This window comes from Poseidonocella sp. HB161398 (assembly GCF_005870025.1).
Taxonomy (GTDB): domain Bacteria; phylum Pseudomonadota; class Alphaproteobacteria; order Rhodobacterales; family Rhodobacteraceae; genus Mangrovicoccus.
This window is the reverse complement of sequence record NZ_VATA01000028.1, coordinates 28,191-47,817: the sequence shown is the minus strand read 5'-3', so window position 1 is coordinate 47,817 and position 19,627 is coordinate 28,191. Positions and strand designations below refer to the sequence as shown.

Genomic DNA, 19,627 nt, shown 5'->3' with positions numbered 1-19,627 from the left:
AAAGGGAAGTGGCCGCGGGCTCAGGCGCGCCAGAACTGCATGGTGAAAAGCGTGTAGACCACCATGATTTCCAGCCGCCCGGCCAGCATGCCGAAGCTCAGCAGCCATTTCGCCAGATCGTTCAGCCCGGCGAAGTTCCCCGCCGGTCCCACCTGGTCGCCGAGCCCCGGGCCGATATTGGCCAGCGCCGTCGCCGCCGAGGAGAGCGCGGTGATGAAATCGAGCCCCGTCAGCGTCAGCGCCACCGAGAGCACGCCGATCGACAGGATGAACATCACGAAGAAGGCGATCACCGAGGCCAGCGTGTCGTCATCGACGCGGCGGCCCTCGAAGCGGGTGAAGAACACGCCGGAGGGCGAGTGGATGCGCTTGATCTGGGTGATGATCGCGGCAAAGAGGATCTGGTAGCGGAAGATCTTGATCGAGCAGGCGGTGGAGCCCGCGCAGCCGCCGATCAGCCCGGCGAAGAAGAAGTAGCCGACCGCGAAGCTGCCCCATTTCATGTAGTCGGTATTGGCGTAGCCCGTGCCGGTCATGATCGAGGCGGTGTTGAACAGCGCCTCGCGGAAGCCCTCTTCGCCGCCCATGCCGATATGCTCGACAAAGGCGAAGAGGATCAGCGTCATGACCGTGATCGTGCCGACGAAGGCGCGGACCTGGCTGTCCTTCCACAGCGGCACGGGGCCCTGGTGGATCAGCTGGACGTAGCGCACGAAGGGCAGCGCCGCGAGGATCATGTAGATCGAGCAGGCATAGGTCTCGGGCGCGTTGAACTGGCCGAAGGAGTCATCGTAATTGGCGAAGCCGCCGGTCGATATCGTGGTCATCGCATGGACGATGGAATCGAAGCCCGACATGCCGAAGGCGAAGAAGGTGATCGCGCAGCTCACCGTCAGCGCGACGTAGATCACCGAGATGCGGCTGGCGATCTCGGCCGCGCGGGGCAGGATCTTGCCCATGGTCTCGAAGGCCTCGGAGCGGAAGATCTGCATGCCGCCGATGCGCAGTTCGGGCAGGAACACCATGGCGACGACGATGATCCCGATGCCGCCGAACCATTGCAGCATGCCGCGCCACAAGAGGAGCCCCTTGGGCAGCGTGTCGAGTCCCGAGAAGACGGTGGAGCCGGTGGTGGTCATGCCCGACATCGCCTCGAAGAAGGCGTCGACCACCCGCGCATCGGTGGCCCCGAAGATGAAGGGCAGCGATCCGGCGGCCGGCAGCGCCACCCAGACCAGCGTGGTCAGAAGGAAGGTCTGCTGCAGCGTCAGCCCCTCGCCCGCCGAGGAGGAGCAGGCCAGCGCGGTCAGCCCGCCCGCCAGGCAGGCCAGAACGGCGCTGGTCAGGAAGGCCGGCCAATGGCCATTGCCATAGGCCAGATCCACCGCGAGCGGCACCAGCATGGTCGCGCCCAGCACCGCGACAAGCATGCCGATCACATAGGCGACTGGGCGCAGATCGATCATGATCCTGCGATGGCGCGGGGGCCTGGACAAGTCAAGCGGGGACGCCGGGCGGGCGCGATGCGGGGCGCCAAGCGCGGCACGGATGCGTCAGCGCCGCCGTTTTCCTCCGCGCTTCAAGGGCATGTGCCCCTGCCCTGCCCGCCGGTCCGGGGGGCCGGAAATGGAAAACGGGGGGGCGTAAATGGAACCGCGGCCGTCCCTTTCGGGAGGCCGCGGCGCCGGAACAGGTCCTGGGGTCAGCCGCCGTGGATCAGGCTGCCGAAGAGCCGCGGCTCCAGCGAGGCATGGGCGAAGGTCGTGCCTTCGGTCAGCACCGAGACCGCGTCATGGCTGTGCAGGCTTTCCTGATGGCTCGCAACCACGCGGAAATCGCCGACCCGCGGCTCGGCCAGCAGCAGCTCGGCAAAGCAGCGCGCCGCATCCTCGACGAAGATCGGGTTGGCGGCGTTGAGCTCGGCAAAGGCCTGCTCGTCCTCGCGCTTCACCATCACCTGGGTCTCGGTCGGCACGGCGCGGCGGCAGAGCTCCACCAGATCCTCGAACCACAGCACCCCGGCACGGTCGTCGAGCACCACCGAGATGCGCGCCACCGAACGCTGCGAATGCGGCGTGGCCAGCTGGCCCCGCTCGCGCCGCGCATGCTCGCTGAGCTCCAGCGAGCAGGGGCAGGTCGAGGAATAGACATAGTCGAGGTGGACGATCTTCTTGCGGATCCCGTCCTGCTCGGCCACTTCCAGCGTGATGTCGTAGTACTGCCAGCCCGACAGGCCCGAGCGCAGGCTGCCGACCTTCATCGGGAAGCTCAGCCGCATCTGGATGCGCGCGTCGAAGCTGCCGAGATCGGCCTTGTAGCTGTCGAGCACCGCCTCGATCACCTCGATCGAGAACGTCTCCTCTGCGCGCTTGTAGAAGCTGCGCATGATCCGGGACATGTTGATGCCCTTCTTGTCGGCCTCGAGGCTGACCGTGCCGGTGACCGAGGTTTCCAGCACCATGTCGGCCGAATCACGCGTGCGGAAGCGGATCGGCAGGCGGAAGTTCGAGATGCCCACATGCTGGATGCGCGCCTTCGCCCCGCGGATCAGGCTGCTCGGCCCGTTCTGCAGGTCGGGCATCGACGCGATATAGGCCTCGTCCACCGCGAAATCCGCAGGAAACCGGCGCGACAGAAGGGGATAGCTGTCCGGCTGCCCCGGCATTAGTCCATGGACGGCCGGATCGAGCATCTCGATCTCGGCCGGGTTGGCATCCCCGGCCCAGCGGCGCAATAGCGCCAGCGCCTCTGCGGCGTCCTCCCGTGTCGGTTCACGATCGGGTTTGGGCGTGTGGATGTTCATGACCTCCGGTCTCCATGTTTTGCCAATGCAGCTTAATCTTATTCCGTCAGTGCGTTATGTGGGGCTCCGCGACTAGTTGTCCAGTGAAGTTTCCATGCAGGGACGGCCGTAGCGGCACGGCAACAGGGCATAGCCTTGCCGGCAGCGCGCGCAGCCGCCAATATGTGCATGTGTCAGTGAGGGGTTAGAGAGGTCCGCGCCCATGGTCAAGCCGTCCGAAAGTGCCGCCTCCCGCAGGGCGCTGGGACATCTGGCCGGCCGTCTCGGCGCGCAGGCCGGGACGCTCGATTACCTGGCCAACCCCGATCCCGCCCGCCGCATCGTCTATATCGAGACGCCAAAGGTCGCCTGCACCGCGATAAAAGCGTATATGCAGGACCGCGCCGCGCCGCCGCCCGGCGGCACGCCCGAGGGGCGCGACGTGCATGACCGGGCCAGCTCGCCGCTGCCCATGCTCTCGTCCCTGCCCCCCGCGACGCGCCGCGCCGCGCTGGCCGGAAGCTGGCGGCGCTTCTCCTTCACCCGCAATCCCTTCGCGCGGCTGCTGTCAGGCTATCTTGACAAGATCGTGACCAATGACTGGGAGCGCGCCCGCCATCTGCCGCAGCTGGGCTTCGCGCCCGACGCGCGGATCCCGCTCGGGACTTTCCTGAAGGCGCTGGCCGCGATTCCCGAAGAGGCGCGCGACATCCATTTCGCGCCGCAGTCGCGGCTGCTCTGCCTCGGCGATATCGGCTACGACTTCCTCGGCGCCTTCGAGCGGTTCGAGGCGGATTTCGCCGAGATGAAGCGCCGCTTCTACGGCGAGAGCGGCGGCGGCAGCTACGCGGTGATCGGCAAGCGCCACGCCACCGGCGCCGCGGACCGGCTGGCCGAGCATTTCGGACCGGCCGAGACCGCCCTGGCCCGCCAGCTCTATGCGGCCGATTTCGCGCTTCTGGGATATTCCGGCCGGCTCGAAGACGCCGCCCTGCCGCCCGCGCGCACCGCGCCGCCCGGACGCTCGGCCGAGATTGCGGCGCGCCGCCTGGGCCTGCCCTCCCCCGGCAGCGATCCCGCGGGGTTCGCCGCTGCGGTCGATGCGGGCGGCTTCCCGGCGCTGCGCCGCGACGAGCTCCTGCGCCGCGCCGCGGCCTGAGACGGCCGGATCAGGCGGGCGCCAGCGCCAGCCGCATCACCGCGTAGCCCAGCTTCACGCCGCCGCGCTCGGCCTCGGCCTCTTCCTCGAGCTGCCAGCCGTAGCGGGCGAAGACGGGGCGGGAGACATGGCTGGCATGGGCAACGAGCCCGGTCAGGCCGCGCGCCCGCGCCTCGGCCACCAGCGCCTCGTGCAACAGCCGCGAATGCCCGCGGCCGGCATGGTCGGGATGGACGAAGAGCAGGTCGAAATTGTCGCCCTGCAGACCGGCGAAGCCGACCGGCGCGCCGTCCTCCTCGAGGATCCACAGATCGACATCGGAAACCCGCGCGGCCCAGCTTTCGGCATCCGGGCGCGACCCGGCCCAGGCCAGGCGCTGCTCGGCGGAATAGGCGCCCTTGGTCCCGCGCAGGATGCAGGCCCGGAAGATCCGCGCCAGGGCGGGGGCATCCTCTGCCCCGCCCCGCCGCAGCGACAGCGTCATGCCTGTTCCAGCGCCGCCAGCAGGTCGGCCACCAGATCGGCCGGATCCTCGAGCCCGCAGGAGATCCGCACCAGCCCCGGCGCGATGCCCAGCTCGGCCTTCTGCTCGTCCGAAAGCCGCGAATGCGTGGTGGTCGCCGGATGGGTGACGATGGATTTCGCGTCGCCCAGGTTGTTCGAGATGATGAAGACCTCGAGCGCGTTCAGCACGCGGAAGGCCGCGTCCTTGCCGCCCTTCAGCTCGATCGCCAGCATCGTGCCCGGACGCGACATCTGCGCCTTGGCGAGCGCGTGCTGGGCATGGCTCTCGAGCCCCGGGAAGATCACGCGGGACAGCTTCGGATGGCCGTCGAGCGCGGCAGCCAGCGCCTCGGCCGCATCCGCCTGCGCGTCGCAGCGCAGCGCCATGGTCTCCAGCCCCTTCAGCAGCACCCAGGCGTTGAAGGGCGACATCGAGCCGCCGGTATGCTTCATGTAGGGCTCGAGCGTGCCGCGGATGAACTCCTTCGTGCCCAGCACGATGCCGCCCAGCACCCGGCCCTGGCCGTCCATGTGCTTGGTCGCGGAGTAGATCACGACATCGGCGCCCAGCTCCAGCGAGCGCTGGAAGACCGGGGTGGCGAAGACGTTGTCGACGAGCACCAGCGCGCCGTTGTCATGGGCGATCTGCGAGATCGCGCGCAGGTCGGCGATTTCCAGCGTCGGGTTGGAGATCGCCTCGAGGAAGACCGCCTTGGTGTCGGGGCGCACGGCGGCCTTCCAGGCCTCCAGGTCGGTGCCGTCGACGAAGGTCACCTCGACGCCGTAGCGCGACAGGATGTTCTCCACCACGTAGAGGCAGGAGCCGAACAGCGCCTTGGCCGAGACGATATGGTCGCCCGCCTGCAGCATCGAGGTCAGCGCGCCCGAGACCGCCGCCATGCCGGAGGCGCAGGCAAAGGCGTCTTCCGCGCCTTCCAGCAGCGCGGCGCGCTCCTCGAACATCGCCACGGTCGGGTTGCCGTAGCGGGCATAGATGAACTCGTCCGGACCGACGGTCTTGAACCGCGCCTCGGCCTGCTCGGCGGTGTCGTAGACGAAGCCCTGGGTCAGGAAGATCGACTCGCTGACCTCGTTGTACTGGCTGCGCCGGGTGCCGCCATGCACCAGCTTGGTCCGGGGCTGCCATCCCGCTTTCCCGGAAATCTTCAGATCGTCCGCCATGCGCGTCTCCTTTTCAGTACCCGGGAAGAGTGGGGAGGGCCCTGCCCTCGACCTCTTTAGCGGAATTTTTAACGTGGCCCGCAATCCGGTGAACAAAGCGCCACGATAGCTGGCATTAGGACTCCGCGACGCGAAGGTCAAGCCTTGGGCGGGCCGCGCCGTTCTGGCGCTGCGGACCAGCAAAATATGGCACAACCTCGATGTTTCGCCTAGCCCCGGCCCGCCCGGGCGCCGCTCAGCGCGCCGCCGTCGCGCGCACCTCGGCCAGCAGCGCCTCCATCTCCGCCGCCGCCAGGTCGCAGACCTTGCGCGCCAGCCGCGACAGGCTGCGCCGCGAGCTGACCGCGATCGAGGCGCTCTGCGGCGCCACCCCGCGGTCGGAGACCGGCAGGAACAGCAGCCGCCCGTCGAGGATCTCGGGCGCGGCGTCGAGCTCGGAGGTCAGCGCGACATGGCTGCCCGAGGCGGCCAGCGTCTTGACCAGCTGCAGCGAATTCGTCGCCACCGGATGCCGCGTCTCGGAGAAGATCCAGCCATGCTTGGCCTCGAGCATCCGGCGGATCGCCAGCGCCCGGCTCTGCAGCGCGACCGGATGGCGGACCACGTCGGCCAGCCCCGCGGCGGCCTGCCCGGCCAGCGGATGGCCCGGCGCCACCAGGCAGCCCAGCGGCAGCTCGGCCGACCAGAGCACGTGCAGGTCGCGATGCGGCCGCAGGTTGAAGGCCAGCGCCATGTCGATCTGCCCCTCGCCGAGCGCGGCGCGGACATCGTCGGGGGTCATCACCTCGACATCGACCTGCACCCGCGGGAACTGCTCGAAAAGCGCGGCCAGCACGCGGGGCACGGCGCCATTGGCCATGCTGTCCATCGCGCCGATGCGCACCTGGCCGAGCTCCAGCCCCTGCATCTGCTGGATGTCCGACCAGATCCGCCGCTCGTCCGCGCGCCAGCGCCGCGCCATCACCAGGAAGGACTCGCCCGCCGGGCTCAGCCGCATGCCGCTTTTCTGCCGCTCGAAGAGCTGCACGCCCAGCCGCTCCTCCAGCAGCATGATCTGCCGGTCGATGGCCGAGGCCGCGATGCCGATCTCGCGGGAGGCGGCCTGGATCGACCCGGCCTCCGCCACCGCTTCGAGATAGAGCATCGGGCGGGGCACGAGATGCAGCGCCATGGCCGGGTCCTCCGCGTTCTTGCATTCTAATTTCTAGAATGAAACGTGCCTCATATTGTCATGGATGGCAATGATGGTCTGGGGCAGTCTGGGCAGGCAAGGACGATACGGACGGACAGCAATGCCCCTGACACTCGAGCAGATCAACACCGCCACGGAGGCCGGGGCCCAGCGCCTGCTGGAGCCGCTGGTGGAGAATTCGCCCGGCCTCGTCGGCGCTGCGCTGGCGCGGCGCCCCTACGGCACGGCCGCGGCGCTGGAGGCGGCGCTGCTTTCGGAACTCTACGCGCTCGGCCCGGCGGCGCAGGTCGCGCTCTTCCGCCGCCACCCGGCCCTTGCCGGCGAGGAGGCCCGCGCCGGACGGATGACCGCGGCCTCGACCACCGAACAGGGGCGGCTCGGGCTCGACCGGCTCGAAGGCGGCGAGCTGCGGCGGCTGGAGCGGCTCAACGCCCTCTACCTGCAGCGCCACGGCCATCCCTTCATCGTCGCGCTCTTCCGCGTCGCAAGCCTCGGCGAGCTCTTCGCGCTCTTCGAGCGGCGCCTGGCCGCCCCGCTGCGCGGCGAGCGGCGCGAGACGCTCGACCAGATCGCCGCGGTGATCCGCTCGCGGATCGATGCCGCCCTCGGACCGGAGCTTTCCGTTCAAGACCAGACCAATGCGGGCCATCCGGCCCTTGAAGCAGACCCCGAAACCCGACAGGAGACCTGACCCATGAACGCCATTTTCCCCCTTTTCGCCGGTTCCGCCCTCGCCCTGTGTGCCGCGACCGCCGATGCCGACAAGATCCGCGTCGCGGGCAACTTCGCCACCGAGCACTCCTCCTCGCTGGCCATGCAGAAATTCAAGGAAGAGGTGGAAAGCCTCACTGACGGCGCGCTGACCGTCGACATCTTCCCCGCCCAGCAGCTCGGCGGCGCGGCCGAGAACGTCCAGGCGGTCAAGCTCGGCGCCGTCGAGATCATCTGGGTCGGCTCCGCCTACCTGTCGCGCACCGTGCCGGATCTGGCCGCGGTCTCGATGCCCTTCCAGTTCTCCGGCCGTGACGAGGCCTTCGCCACTGTCGACGGGCCGATCGGCGCCGCGATCGACGCCAAGCTGGCCGGGGAAGGCATGAAATCGCTGGGCTACATGGAGCTCGGCTTCCGCCAGCTGACCAACAACGTCCGCCCGGTCGAGAGCGTGGAGGACATCGAAGGGCTGAAGATCCGCCTGCAGCCGAACGAGACCCATATGGCGACCTTCCGCGCGCTCGGCGCCAACCCGGTGGCGATGGACGTCAAGGAGCTCTACTCGGCGATGGAGCAGGGCGTGATCGACGGCCAGGAGAACCCCTTCGCGATCATCGACGTGGCGGGCTATGCCGAGGTGCAGAAATACGTCTCGAACACCAACCACTTCTTCGACTTCATCTCGGTCGTGACCAACCAGGACAAGTTCGACGCGCTGAGCCCGGAATTCCAGGAGGCCGTCACCACCGCGATGGCCGATGCCGTCGCCTTCCAGCGCCAGCTTGCCGCCGAGCAGGATGCCGCCGCGCTCGACAAGCTGGTCGCCGACGGGATGACCTATTCGGAAGTCTCGCCGGACTTCGCCGCCGCGCTGCGCGCCGCCACCGCCCCGGTCGCCGTGGAGGCCCGCAAGGCGCTGTCGCCGGAAATCGCCGCGATGCTCGCCGGCGAGACCCCGGTCAGCCAGTGACCCGCGGGACGCCGAAGGCATGAAAGCCTCCCTCCTGGGCCTTCTGGCGCGCGCCGATACCGGTGCGCGCCTCGCGTCCATCGCCTGCATGGCGGTGATGATCGCCGTGGTCTCCGCGCAGGTGGCGATGCGCTACCTCTTCAACGGCTCCTTCGACTGGGCCGACGAGCTGTCGCGGCTGGCCTTCGTCTGGACCGTCTTCCTGGCGATCCCGCTGGGGCTGCGCGACGGCGCCCATGTCGGCATCGACCTCGTGACCCGCCGCCTGCCGCCCGCGCTGCAGGGCGGGCTGGCGCGGCTGATGGCGGTGCTCGCCGCCGCGATGCTGGCCGTCACGGTCGTCACCGCCATCCATGTCGCCGCCGCCACCTGGTCGGAGCGGCTGGGCTCGCTCGATCTCACCTCTGCGGTGTTCTTCTTCCCCGTCATCATCGGCGCCGCCCATGCCGCGCTGCACCTGGCCGTGCTGGCGCTCTGGCCGGACGCGCATGCCCCCCTGTCCGGAGCCCCGTCATGAGCCTCGCCGTCATCTGCATCTTCCTCGCGCTGGCGCTTCTCGGCATGCCGCTGGCCTTCTCGCTGGGCGTCTCGGCGCTGGCCGGGCTGCTTATCTCGGGCTTCGACCTCTCGGTGCTGCCGACCCGGCTGATGAATTCGGTCAACTCCTTCCCGCTGATGTCGATCCCGCTCTTCATGGCCACGGGCGAGCTGATGCTGAAGGCCGGGATCATGGACCGGCTGGTCGACCTGGCCAATGCCTTCATCGGGCGCGCCCGCGGCGGGCTGGCGCAGGTCGCCATCGTCTCGGGCGCGGGGCTGGCCTCGGTCTCGGGCGCGGCGGTGGCGGATGCCTCGGCGCTGTCCTCGACGCTGGTGCCGACGCTGAAGAAGCACTACGGGCTCGGCGTCTCCGCCGGGCTGGTCGCCGCCGCGGCCAATCTGGGCCCGATCATCCCGCCCTCGGGGGCGATGATCGTCTATGCCTTCATGGCCGGGTCCAGCGTCTCGGTCGGCGGGCTCTTCATGGCGGGCGTGGTGCCGGGGCTGATGCTCTTCGCGGCGCTGATGGCGCTCTGCTGGGCGATCGCCAAGGCGCGCAACTACCCGGTCACGGGCGAGCCGGTATCGCTGCGGAACATCCTCCACCAGCTCCGCCGCAACCTCGTCGTCTTCCTGATGCCCGCAGGCGTGATCGGCGGCATCGTCTTCGGCGCCTTCACCCCGACCGAGGGCGCGGCCATCGGCTGCTGCTACGCGATGCTGCTGGGCTTCTTCGTCACCCGCCAGCTGAAGCTCTCGGACCTGCCGGGCGTGCTGCTGACCGCGGCGAAGACCACCGCCGTCGTCGGCGCGATGATCGCCTTCGCCTCGACCATCACCTTCCTCTTCACCATCGACATGCTGCCGATGAAGCTGGCCTCCGGGCTGCAGTCGCTGACCGAAAGCCCCTTCGCCTTTCTCTGCCTGATCGCGCTGATGCTGCTGGTCGTGGGGATGTTCCTGGAATCGAACGCCGCCTACATCATGCTGGTGCCGCTCTTCCATCCGATCGCGCTGCAATACGGGATCGACCCGCTGCATTTCGGCTTCGTCTTCGTGCTGAACCTGGTGATCGGCATGCTGACCCCGCCGGTGGGCGTGATCCTCTTCGTGGTCTGCGGCATCACCAAGGTGGAGATGGGCACGCTGGTGCGCGAGAGCTGGCCCTTCATCGCGGCGATGTACCTGCTGCTGCTCATGTGCATGGTCTTCCCGGGCATCGTCACCGCGCTGCCCCGCGCGCTCGGCTACTGAGCGGGGACTGTCGCAATCCTCGCGGCAATGCGATGCCCCGGCACTTGCGCCCTGCCGGGGCTGGTGCAGGATGGGGCCAGACGCTGAGGAGACGCGCCATGCCCCCGATCGAGCTCTACTACTGGCCCACGCCGAACGGCTGGAAGATATCCATCGCGCTGGAGGAGATGGACCTCCCCTACCGCACCCATCTGGTCGATATCGGCGCGGGCGCGCAGTTCGAGCCGGACTTCCTGGCGATCTCGCCGAACAACCGCATGCCCGCCATCACCGATCCCGACGGGCCGGACGATGCGCCGGTCTCGATCTTCGAATCGGGCGCGATCCTGCAGTACCTGGCGCGCAAGACCGGGCGGTTCTGCGGCCGCAGCGAGCGCGAGCGGATCGCCGTCGACCAGTGGCTGATGTGGCAGATGGGCGGGGTCGGCCCGATGGCGGGCCAGGCGCACCATTTCCTGAAATACGCCCCCGATCTCGATCCGCCGCAGGTGCTGCCCTATGCGCAGGACCGCTACCGCGCCGAGGTCGGGCGGCTCTACCGGGTGCTCGACGGCCAGCTCGGGCGCACCGAATACGCCGCCACCGACGAGTTCACCATCGCCGACATGGCGATCTGGCCCTGGGCCTCGCTCTGGGAGGGGCAGCAGCAGACGCTGGAGGACAAGCCCAACCTCGCCCGCTGGCTCGACAAGGTGGCCGCCCGGCCCGGCGTCGAGAAGGGCCGCGCGCTCCATGCCGACCGGCGCAAGGCGCTCAGCGACCCCAAGGCGCAGGCGGCGCTGTTCCGCACCCGCTAGGGCGGATCAGAGCTCCTCGGTGGAATGCCGCTTGAGGAGCCCCGCCTGGGCCAGGAAGAAGGCCATGGTCGCCGCCATCTGGCCGAACGTGTCCCAGGCGACGAAGACATCGGTGGAGAAGCCGCGCCAGATGATCTCGTTCGCGGCCGCCACGCAGGCGAAGAACACCGCCAGGCGCTTGGTCAGGATCATCCAGCCCTCATGGGTGATCGGCAGCGCGCCGTCCATGATGAATTCCAGCCAGGACTGCCCGCGGGCGATGCCGATCCACAGCAGCGCCGAGAAGATGCCGAAGGCCAGCGTCGACTTCATCTTGAAGAACCGCTCGTCGTTCAGCGCGACCGTGAGCCCGCCGAAGACCACGGCCAGGACCAGCGTCAGGATCTGCATCCGGCTGACCTTGCCCGAGATCTTGTAGAGCATCCAGTTGCTGGCCACGAGGATCGGGATGAAGCAGGCGGTGACGATGACGAAGCCCTCGTAGTCGCGCCCGCCGATCGAGACGGTCTTGTCCCTGACCAGCAGGTACCCCGCCACGAAGAGCAGCACCGGTCCCAGATCCAGGGCCTGCTTCCGCCAGTCGTTCTGATCGCTCATTCCTGTCTCCCGCGAACTGCCGGTTTCGGGTTAGGGCAGAAGCGCGCGGAGGTCCAGAGCCGGCCTCAGCCCCCGGCCTCAACAATTACGGCGCCGAGCGCGATCAGCGCCATCAGCGCCACCCGCCGCGGCCCGGTCGATTCGCCCAGCAGCACCCAGCCGATCAGCGCGGCGAAGACCGTCGAGGTCTCGCGCAGCACCGCCGCCTCGCCGACGCTGTCGAGCCGCGTCGCCAGCATCACCGTGCCGAAGCTGCCATAGGCGATCACCCCGCCGATCAGCCCGCGCAGCATCAAGGGTCCCGGGGCGGGCGGATCGGCCATGCGGCGGTAGCGGATCGCCGCCACCACCGGAAAGACCAGCCCGTCGAGGAAGAAGAACCAGGCGAGGAAGGTGAAGGGATCGGCCGTCGCGCGGATGCCGTAGGCGTCGACTGTGGTATAGACCGCGACCATCACCCCCGTCGCCACCGCGAAGAGCAGCGCCGGGACCAGCGTGTGGCGGTTCACCGTGACATGGGCGAGGTTGTAGGCCGCCAGCCCGTAGATGCCGGCAAGCAGCACGCCGAGCCCCGCCCATTGCACCCAGGTGAAGCGCTCGCCGAAGATCAGCACCGCGCCGATCATCGCGAACAAGGGGCCGGTGCCGCGCACCACCGGATAGACCACCGTATAGGCGCCCTTCACATAGGCCATGCCCTGCAGGGTCTTGTAGACGACATGCACCGCGAAGCAGAGCGCGAAGATCGGCCACATATGCGGCTCGGGCCTGGGGACGAGGAACAGCGCGACCGGCATCGCCATGATCCCGTAGCAGAAGTCGATCGCCCCGCGGCTAAGCCAGGGATCGTGCCGTCCCTTCTGCAGCGCACCGAAAATTGCGTGCAGGAAAGCCGCGGACAGCGCCAGCAGCATTGCCAGGGTGCGCCCCTGGTCGGTACCTTCGAGCGACAGGAGCCAGCCGGACATGATCACCTCGGAACAACGACCCCCTGCCTATGCCCCCTCCGGACCCCGTCCCGCAAGACCGGCGCGCCGCCGCGGGGCACGGAAAAAGTGAGCAACGTCCTCGAGATGCTCGGCCACGAGCTGGCCGGCGGCTTCGCGGCAACGCCCCTGCCGGTGGCGGCGCTGCGGCTCTGCGCGGCGCTGGTCCTGGGCGGCGCGCTCGGGGTCGAGCGCCAGGTCCGGCACAAGGCGGCCGGGCTGCGCACCCATATGCTGATCGCCATCGCCGCCTGCCTCTTCACGCTGATCGCGCTCGACCTGATGGCGCTGCCCGGGGACACGACCACGCTGCGCACCGACCCGCTGCGGCTGATCCCGGCAGTGACGTCGGGCGTGGCCTTCCTGGCCGCTGGCACGATCATCTTCCAGGGCGACCGGGTGCACGGGCTGACCACCGGCGCCAGCATGTGGATGGCCGGCGCCGTGGGGCTGGCCTGCGGCATCGGCAATATCCCGATGGCCGCGCTGGCCACCGTCCTGGCGCTGATCGTGCTGGAGCTCATCCGGCGGCTGGAGCACCGCGGCTAGCCGCCCGCCCGTCAAGACGCCGGCCGAAGGCGCTGACAGCCCGTCCGCGGGAACGCCGGCGGCGCCGCTTCGGCCGCAGCCGGAAGCGTCAGGCCTGGACGTCGAGCCCGGTCAGCGCGGCGGCGAATTCCTCGGGATCGAAGGGCGCCAGATCCTCGATCTGCTCGCCCACCCCGATGGCGTGGATCGGCAGGCCGAACCGGTCGGCCAGCGCCACCAGGACGCCGCCCTTCGCCGTGCCGTCGAGCTTGGTCATGACGAGGCCCGAGACATCGGCCAGCCGCTGGAATTCCTGCACCTGCGTCACCGCGTTCTGCCCCGTCGTCGCGTCGAGCACCAGGAGCGTGTTATGCGGCGCCTCGGGGTCCTTCTTGCGGATGACCCGGACGATCTTGGCCAGCTCCTCCATCAGGTCGGCGCGGTTCTGCAGCCGCCCGGCGGTGTCGATCATCAGCAGGTCTGCGCCGTCGCGCTGCGCCTGCTCCATCGCCTCGTAGGCCAGGCTGGCCGGGTCCGAGCCCTCGGGCGCAGTCAGAACCGGCACGCCGGCGCGCTGGCCCCAGACCTGCAGCTGCTCGACCGCCGCGGCGCGGAACGTGTCGCCGGCGGCGATCACCACGTTCTTGCCCGCCGCACGGAACTGCGAGGCCAGCTTGCCGATCGTCGTGGTCTTGCCCGAGCCGTTGACCCCCACGACCAGCACCACCTGCGGCGTCCTGGGATAGAGCGGCAGCGGCCGCGCCACCGGCTCCATGATGCGGGCGATCTCCTCGGCCATGACCTGCTTCAGCTCGGCGGTGGAAAGCCGCTGGCCCATCCGCCCCTCGGCCATGTTCGCCGTCACCCGCGCGGCGGTCTCGACGCCCATGTCGGCGGTAATCAGCAGATCCTCGATCTGCTCCAGCATCTCGTCATCGAGCGCGCGGCGCAGCGCGCCGGAACTGTCGGCGCGGCCCAGCATCCGCGCGAAGAGCCCGCCCTTCTTCTCCGGGCCGGGCGCGGGCGCGGCCGCCGGAGCGGGCATGGCAGGGGCAGGCGCCGGAGCGGGCGCAGGTCCGGGCACCGGTGCGGGGGCCGGCACGGGCGCCGCTTCCGGCGCAGGGGCCGGAGCTGGCGCAGGGGCAGGCGCGGGCGCGGGCGCGGGGTCTGCGGCAGGCTGCGGCGCGGCAGGAGTGTCCGGGGCGTCGACGGAGCCTTCCTCCTCGACGATCGCCTCGAGCCCGTCCTCGATCTTCGAGGAGGACTTGAACATCCGGTCTTTCATTTTCTTGAAGAACGACATGGAAACGGCTCCGTCTGGGTCGGAGCCTGCCTAAACGTCCTTGCGCCCCAAGGGAAGACCCCGGCGCGGAAACCGCAGCGCCCGGCAGGTCCGCCGGGCGCGCGGCCGCATCACAGCGCCCGGTGGCCGATATCGCGGCGGCAGAAGCCCTCGGGCCAGTCGAGCGCGTCGATCAGCGCATAGGCGCGGTCGCGGGCCTCGGCGAGCGTCGCGCCGCGGGCGGTGGCGTTCAGCACCCGGCCGCCGGTGGCGACGACATGGCCGTCCTTCAGCGCGGTCCCGGCATGGAACATCACCTGGTTGCCGTCTTCCTCCAGCGCGTCGAGCCCGCGGATCTCGGTGCCCTTCGCGTAGCTGCCCGGATAGCCCGCAGAGGCCATCACCACCGTCATCGTGTGGTCGTCGGCCCAGTTGACCTGCATCCCGGCCAGCCGCCCGTCGGTGCAGGCCTCGATCAGATCCAGCGCCTGGCCGCCGAGCCGCAGCATCAGCGCCTGGCATTCGGGATCGCCGAAGCGGGCATTGTACTCCACCAGACGCGCGCGGCCGTCCTCGATCATCAGACCGGCATAGAGCACGCCCACATAGGGCGTGCCGCGGCGCGCCATCTCCTTCAGCGTCGGCAGGACGATCTCCGCCATCGCCTGCGCCTGGATCTCCGCCGACAGGACCGGCGCCGGGGAATAGGCGCCCATGCCGCCGGTATTGGGGCCGGTATCGCCCTCGCCCACCCGCTTGTGGTCCTGCGCCGTGCCGATCGGCAGCGCGGTCTCGCCGTCGCAGAGGATGAAGAAGGAGGCCTCCTCGCCGGTCATGAACTCCTCGATCACCACCGCCGCGCCCGCGGATCCGAAGGCGCCGCCGAAGATGTCCTCGACCGCGTCGAGTGCGTCCTGCAGCTCCATCGCCACGATCACGCCCTTGCCCGCGGCCAGCCCGTCGGCCTTGATGACGATCGGCGCGCCCTGCGCCCTGACGTAGTCGAGCGCGGGGGCGGCGGACTCGAAGCGGGCATAGGCCGCGGTCGGCGCATTGCAGGCGTCGCAGACCGCCTTGGTGAAGGATTTCGAGGCTTCCAGCTCGGCCGCCGCCTGGCTCGGGCCGAAGCAGCGCACGCCCGCCTCGCGCAGGCGGTCGGTGACGCCCGCGACCAGGGGCGCCTCGGGGCCGACGATCACCAGGTCGATGGAGTTCTCCTGGGCGAATTCGACCACCGCGCCGCCGTCATTGACGTCGAGCGCCGCGCATTCCGCGATTGCCGCGATCCCGGCATTGCCCGGTGCCACGATCAGCCGGTCGCATTTCGGGTTCTGCTTGACCGCCCAGGCCAGCGCATGCTCGCGCCCGCCGCCACCGAGAATGAGAATGTTCATGCCGCCTCCGCTGGGTTTCCGCACCGCCTCCTAGGCAAGACCCGCCGCAGAGGCAAGCGCCATGCCCGCCCGCGCCGGGGAACCTTGCGCCGGGGTCGCGGGTTTTCCCCGCAGGAGATGCTGAAAGGAGAGACCCATGTCCGACCTTCGCCCCGCAACCTACTTCCTCGTCCCGCCCGCCTCGGGCGGCACTGCCTGGGTGCTGCATGGCGACCGCTGCCATGGCCGCGCGCTCGACGGCCCGGCCGAGCTGGTCGGCCGCTTCGACCGGCCCGCCGATGCCATGGCCGAGGCCCGCACGCTCCGCGGCGCAGTGGCGGCCTGCCCCGACTGCTGCCCCGCCTGCCACGAGGCCCAGGCGCTTCGCCGCGCGCTCGAGCCCGCCTGACGGCTTTTCCTCCGCGCGCCGCTCGGCTAGGGTCGCGCCGCGCAGCGGAGACGACCATGGACCTGTTCGAAGACGATCCCCAGCCGGGCGGCAACGCCCCCGAATTCACCGTGTCCGAGATCTCGGGCGCCGTGAAGCGCACGGTGGAGGGGAATTTCTCCCATGTGCGCGTGCGCGGCGAGCTGGGGCGCATCTCGCGGCCGCGCTCGGGCCACATCTATCTCGACCTGAAGGACGACCGCTCGGTCCTGGCCGGGGTGATCTGGAAGGGCCAGGCGGCGCGGCTGCCAATGCAGCCCGAAGAGGGGATGGAAGTCGTCGCCACCGGGCGGCTGACCACTTTCCCGGGCCAGTCCAAGTACCAGATGGTGATCGAGGACATGGTCCCCGCAGGCGCCGGCGCGCTGATGGCGATGCTGGAGAAGCGCAAGGCCAAGCTCGAGGCCGAGGGGCTCTTCCGTCCCGAGCGCAAGCGGCCCCTGCCCTACCTGCCCGAGATCATCGGCGTCGTCACCTCGCCCTCGGGCGCGGTGATCCGGGACATCCTCCACCGGCTGCGCGACCGCTTCCCGCGCAAGGTGCTGGTCTGGCCGGTCGCCGTGCAGGGCCAGCGCTGCGCCATCGAGGTCGAGAACGCGATCAAGGGCTTCAACCGGCTCACCCCGGGCGGCGCGCTGCCGCGTCCGGACGTGTTGATCGTCGCCCGCGGCGGCGGGTCGGTCGAGGATCTCTGGGGCTTCAACGAGGAGATCGTCGTCCGCGCGGCCGCCGAGTCGCAGATCCCGCTGATCTCGGCCGTCGGGCACGAGACCGACACGACGCTGATCGACTTCGCCTCCGACCGGCGCGCGCCGACGCCCACGGCCGCGGCCGAGATGGCGGTGCCGGTGCGGCTGGAGCTGATGGCCTGGCTCGACAACCAGGGCGCGCGGCTCGCACGCGCCGGCGGGCAGAGTGTGCTCCTGCGCCGCCAGCGGCTGCGCGACCTCGCCCGTGCCCTGCCCCGTCCCGAGGCGCTGGCCGAAACCGCGCGGCAGCGGCTCGACCTGGCCTCCGACCGGCTGCCGCGGGCGCTGCGGGATCTGGCCCAGGCACGCCGCTCGCGCCTCGTGGAGCTCTCGGCCGAGCTCTCGCCCCGCCGCCTCGGCGACAGGCTGCGCCATGACCGCACCCGGCTCGACGATCTCTCGCGGCGGCTGGAGCGCAGCCTCTCGACCAATGCCCAGCGCGAGCGCTCGCGCCTCGACGCGGTCTCCTCGCGGCTGCCGGGCGCCGGAACGGCCGCGCTGCGCCGCCGCCGCGAGCGGCTCGGCACGCTCCGGCTCAGCGCCGTGCCGCTGCGCCGCAGCCTGTCGCAGGGCGCCGCCGATCTCTCCCGCCTCGCCCCGCGCCTGCCCAAGGCGCAGGAGGCGCGGCTGCGCGAGCTCTCCGCCCGCCTGACCGCGCTGGAGCGCATCCGTCAGAGCTACGACCACGGCGCGGTCCTGGCCCGCGGTTTCGTTCTGGTCCGCGACGGATCGGGCGCGCTCGTCACCAGCCGCGCAACGGCCAAGCCGGGCGAAGCGCTGGAGCTGGAATTCTCCGACGGCCGCCGCGCCGCCACCGCCGGCCCCGACTAGGCCGCGGCCGCATAGCGGCAGCGCGCAGAGACCGGCGCGGCGTCCCGGACAGGCGCGGAGCTGTCGACGAACGGCCCGCCAAGGCCCGATGGTCCGCTCCTCGCGGCACCGGCCGGCTGTTGTCCCTCCGGTCTCATCGCGCGCGGCTCGGCTCCGCCCGCCCCGCGCCGCGGCAAAAAAGGCCCGACGGCCTGTTCCTCGCGACACCAACCGGCTGTTGTCCCTCCGGTCCCATCGCGCGCGGCTCTGCTCCGCCCGCCCCGCGCCGCGCCGCGGCAAACTCGGGGCTGGCCCGCGTGTCACGGGTGGTCCACCGAGATATCCCTGAGCAAACAGCCAGAGGCCCGCCCCTCCTTCAGGGCGACCGCCCGCAGCACGCGGAAATGCCCGGCCAGGCCGCTGGCAAGGGCAAATCACGCCTGGGCACTTCCGTGTCTCGGGATCACCATCGCGGCAGAGGCGGTCCCGGCACGCAATTTGACGTGCGACGCGGAATGACGGCCCTCCGAGCATGTCATCGCCGCAATCCGCAGCCCTTGCAGCCGCGAGCCAGCCAGTCATCACCTTGTTCGGAACATGTTGCCCAGGATCGCACGGTCCGGCGCATCCTGGCGTGACATGCCCGCAGAATTCGCCCGGCCAGGGTCCTGGCGCTGCTGGAAAAGCCGCTTCGGGCAGGTTCACCGGTCCCGTGCTGACGAGGCGAAGGCGATGCCGGCACACGAGCCGCAGGGGCGGCCCGCCCTGTCCGGCACCGGATCGCTGCGCAGCCTGATCCCGCCCGCCCACCTGCTCCTGCGGGTTGATGCGGTCACTCGTCGGTCCCCCCCGCATTCCTCACAAGGGCCGCCCGGGCATGGCCCCCGGCGCTGCGATCCCCCTGACGCTGGCGGGCTTCCGCACCGGAATCGTCCGGCGCCGGTGGCTCGGGAGGGAAGCGCAGGTGGACCTGCCGATCCGCTGCGCCGCGCGCTGCACGAGGGACTGCCGGAGCCCTCGTCGCGCGCCCCCGGCAGCGCCCCTGCGGAGAAACGCTCCGGACGGTCTCCGCGCGGGTCGCCCGGCAGGGCCGGAAGGCGGGATTGGCCAAGGCCGAGACGGTCCGCATGGAGGCCCCCGCGATCCGGGCCCTTGCCCGCAAGGATGCGCTGATCGTGCAGCAGCTCGATGCCGTCGAAGGGCTGCCGCGTGCCAAGGGCAGGCGCAGGCAACTCTGCGCGACCGCCCCTGACGCGAGTTCACGGCCGAGGCGCCACCTGATGAAGCGCCGCTGGCGATGGCGCCCAGGACGCCCAGGCATCCGCGCGGCAGGCCACCGCCCTTCGAGGATCACGGTGGCGTGGCGGCGGCGTCGAACAGGGGACACGCGAGGCGCAGGACACCGGCCGCGCCTCCGGACAGGGGGATGCCATTGCAGGAGCGCTCGGCGCAGATCACGGCGCATGCGGGCCGTGGAACAGGCAGCGCCCATGCGGACCTGAAGGATCGAGAGTCCGGCTGCGCCATTCCGGCCCCCAAGCCGGTGCGGCGCGAGGCGGCGGGCTTCAGAGGGTTCGCCGCCGTCTTCGCCTCCGTCATGGCAAAGGACTTGCCAGAGCCCACATTTGCCCTGCCCAGGTTGTCCTGCCCAGGACAGGCTAGAATGCCGACAATGCGCTGGAAGAACTTGAGGAACTCCGCTTCGCCGCGCTCATCCCGATGGGCCGGAACCGCAAGGAGCGGTGCCAACCGGAGTTCCACCG

The 19,627-nt window shown here is 70.1% G+C and carries 19 protein-coding genes and 1 riboswitch; of the genes, 9 read left to right on the top strand and 10 right to left on the bottom strand.

Translation table 11 applies throughout. The features are described from left to right. Window positions 1–20: 20 nt before the first annotated feature. Complete coding sequence (locus tag FGX59_RS20640) at window positions 21–1,466, bottom strand: TrkH family potassium uptake protein (RefSeq protein WP_138469012.1); 1,446 nt, start codon at window positions 1,464–1,466, stop codon at window positions 21–23. Window positions 1,467–1,702: 236 nt separating this feature from the next. Beyond that, a complete protein-coding gene (gene folE2 / locus FGX59_RS20635) occupies window positions 1,703–2,803 on the bottom strand; it encodes a GTP cyclohydrolase FolE2 (protein ID WP_138469011.1) in 1,101 nt (366 codons plus the stop codon). 202 nt (window positions 2,804–3,005) lie between these two features. Between folE2 and FGX59_RS20630 the strand changes: the two genes are divergently transcribed. After that, window positions 3,006–3,941, top strand: coding sequence for a sulfotransferase family protein (locus tag FGX59_RS20630; protein ID WP_138469010.1), 936 nt, complete (start codon window positions 3,006–3,008; stop codon window positions 3,939–3,941). Window positions 3,942–3,951: 10 nt separating this feature from the next. On the opposite strand, the gene FGX59_RS20625 is transcribed toward FGX59_RS20630, so the two are convergent. The 3 genes from FGX59_RS20625 to FGX59_RS20615 all read right to left on the bottom strand — a co-directional run bounded on the left by FGX59_RS20625 (window position 3,952) and on the right by FGX59_RS20615 (window position 6,798). Then, window positions 3,952–4,425 carry a GNAT family N-acetyltransferase gene (locus FGX59_RS20625; protein WP_138469009.1) on the bottom strand — a complete coding sequence of 158 codons (474 nt, stop codon included), beginning with the start codon at window positions 4,423–4,425 and terminating at the stop codon, window positions 3,952–3,954. Further along, window positions 4,422–5,627 carry an O-succinylhomoserine sulfhydrylase gene (gene metZ, locus FGX59_RS20620; protein ID WP_138469008.1) on the bottom strand — a complete coding sequence of 402 codons (1,206 nt, stop codon included), beginning with the start codon at window positions 5,625–5,627 and terminating at the stop codon, window positions 4,422–4,424. The genes FGX59_RS20625 and metZ overlap by 4 nt, the downstream gene beginning before the upstream one ends. Window positions 5,628–5,662: 35 nt before the next feature. Continuing rightward, window positions 5,663–5,741: riboswitch (SAM riboswitch) on the bottom strand. A 121-nt stretch (window positions 5,742–5,862) separates the two neighbouring features. Next, complete coding sequence (locus FGX59_RS20615) at window positions 5,863–6,798, bottom strand: LysR family transcriptional regulator (RefSeq protein WP_138469007.1); 936 nt, start codon at window positions 6,796–6,798, stop codon at window positions 5,863–5,865. Window positions 6,799–6,919: 121 nt separating this feature from the next. On the opposite strand from FGX59_RS20615, the gene uraD reads away from it, so the two are divergent. The 5 genes from uraD (at window position 6,920) to FGX59_RS20590 (ending at window position 11,091) form a co-directional block, all read left to right on the top strand. Continuing rightward, window positions 6,920–7,510: a 2-oxo-4-hydroxy-4-carboxy-5-ureidoimidazoline decarboxylase gene (gene uraD, locus FGX59_RS20610; RefSeq protein WP_171060748.1), complete on the top strand. Its 591-nt coding sequence runs from the start codon at window positions 6,920–6,922 to the stop codon at window positions 7,508–7,510. Window positions 7,511–7,513: 3 nt separating this feature from the next. Beyond that, window positions 7,514–8,500 (top strand): TRAP transporter substrate-binding protein, encoded by a 987-nt coding sequence (locus FGX59_RS20605; RefSeq protein WP_138469005.1) that lies wholly within the window; start codon window positions 7,514–7,516, stop codon window positions 8,498–8,500. A 19-nt stretch (window positions 8,501–8,519) separates the two neighbouring features. Then, window positions 8,520–9,017, top strand: coding sequence for a TRAP transporter small permease (locus tag FGX59_RS20600; protein ID WP_138469004.1), 498 nt, complete (start codon window positions 8,520–8,522; stop codon window positions 9,015–9,017). Then, window positions 9,014–10,294: a TRAP transporter large permease gene (locus tag FGX59_RS20595; RefSeq protein ID WP_138469003.1), complete on the top strand. Its 1,281-nt coding sequence runs from the start codon at window positions 9,014–9,016 to the stop codon at window positions 10,292–10,294. Before FGX59_RS20600 ends, FGX59_RS20595 begins: the two co-directional genes overlap by 4 nt. Before the next feature lie 98 nt (window positions 10,295–10,392). Continuing rightward, the gene (locus tag FGX59_RS20590; protein ID WP_138469002.1) at window positions 10,393–11,091 is read left to right on the top strand and encodes a glutathione S-transferase N-terminal domain-containing protein; all 699 of its coding nucleotides are present in this window, start codon (window positions 10,393–10,395) and stop codon (window positions 11,089–11,091) included. Between the two features lie 6 nt (window positions 11,092–11,097). On the opposite strand, the gene FGX59_RS20585 is transcribed toward FGX59_RS20590, so the two are convergent. Both FGX59_RS20585 and FGX59_RS20580 read right to left on the bottom strand, forming a co-directional pair. Beyond that, the gene (locus FGX59_RS20585; RefSeq protein WP_138469001.1) at window positions 11,098–11,688 is read right to left on the bottom strand and encodes an inner membrane-spanning protein YciB; all 591 of its coding nucleotides are present in this window, start codon (window positions 11,686–11,688) and stop codon (window positions 11,098–11,100) included. 65 nt (window positions 11,689–11,753) lie between these two features. Then, window positions 11,754–12,656: an EamA family transporter gene (locus tag FGX59_RS20580; protein WP_138469000.1), complete on the bottom strand. Its 903-nt coding sequence runs from the start codon at window positions 12,654–12,656 to the stop codon at window positions 11,754–11,756. 87 nt (window positions 12,657–12,743) lie between these two features. Between FGX59_RS20580 and FGX59_RS20575 the strand changes: the two genes are divergently transcribed. Continuing rightward, window positions 12,744–13,223 carry an MgtC/SapB family protein gene (locus tag FGX59_RS20575; RefSeq protein WP_370296143.1) on the top strand — a complete coding sequence of 160 codons (480 nt, stop codon included), beginning with the start codon at window positions 12,744–12,746 and terminating at the stop codon, window positions 13,221–13,223. An 88-nt stretch (window positions 13,224–13,311) separates the two neighbouring features. Here the strand turns inward: FGX59_RS20575 and ftsY are convergent, their stop codons facing one another. Together ftsY and purD are read right to left on the bottom strand one after the other, a co-directional pair. Further along, the gene (gene ftsY / locus FGX59_RS20570; RefSeq protein ID WP_138468999.1) at window positions 13,312–14,505 is read right to left on the bottom strand and encodes a signal recognition particle-docking protein FtsY; all 1,194 of its coding nucleotides are present in this window, start codon (window positions 14,503–14,505) and stop codon (window positions 13,312–13,314) included. Between the two features lie 110 nt (window positions 14,506–14,615). Beyond that, on the bottom strand, window positions 14,616–15,878 hold the full coding sequence (purD, locus tag FGX59_RS20565) for a phosphoribosylamine--glycine ligase (RefSeq protein WP_138468998.1): 1,263 nt from the start codon (window positions 15,876–15,878) through the stop codon (window positions 14,616–14,618). 136 nt (window positions 15,879–16,014) lie between these two features. Here purD and FGX59_RS20560 point away from each other — a divergent pair, with 136 nt between their 5' ends. Continuing rightward, window positions 16,015–16,266: a hypothetical protein gene (locus FGX59_RS20560; protein WP_138468997.1), complete on the top strand. Its 252-nt coding sequence runs from the start codon at window positions 16,015–16,017 to the stop codon at window positions 16,264–16,266. Window positions 16,267–16,322: 56 nt separating this feature from the next. After that, window positions 16,323–17,885, top strand: coding sequence for an exodeoxyribonuclease VII large subunit (gene xseA, locus FGX59_RS20555; RefSeq protein WP_138468996.1), 1,563 nt, complete (start codon window positions 16,323–16,325; stop codon window positions 17,883–17,885). A 1,329-nt stretch (window positions 17,886–19,214) separates the two neighbouring features. On the opposite strand, the gene FGX59_RS20550 is transcribed toward xseA, so the two are convergent. Then, entirely contained in the window at window positions 19,215–19,613 is a 399-nt protein-coding gene (locus FGX59_RS20550; protein ID WP_138468995.1) for a hypothetical protein, read from the bottom strand. Window positions 19,614–19,627: the final 14 nt, after the last annotated feature.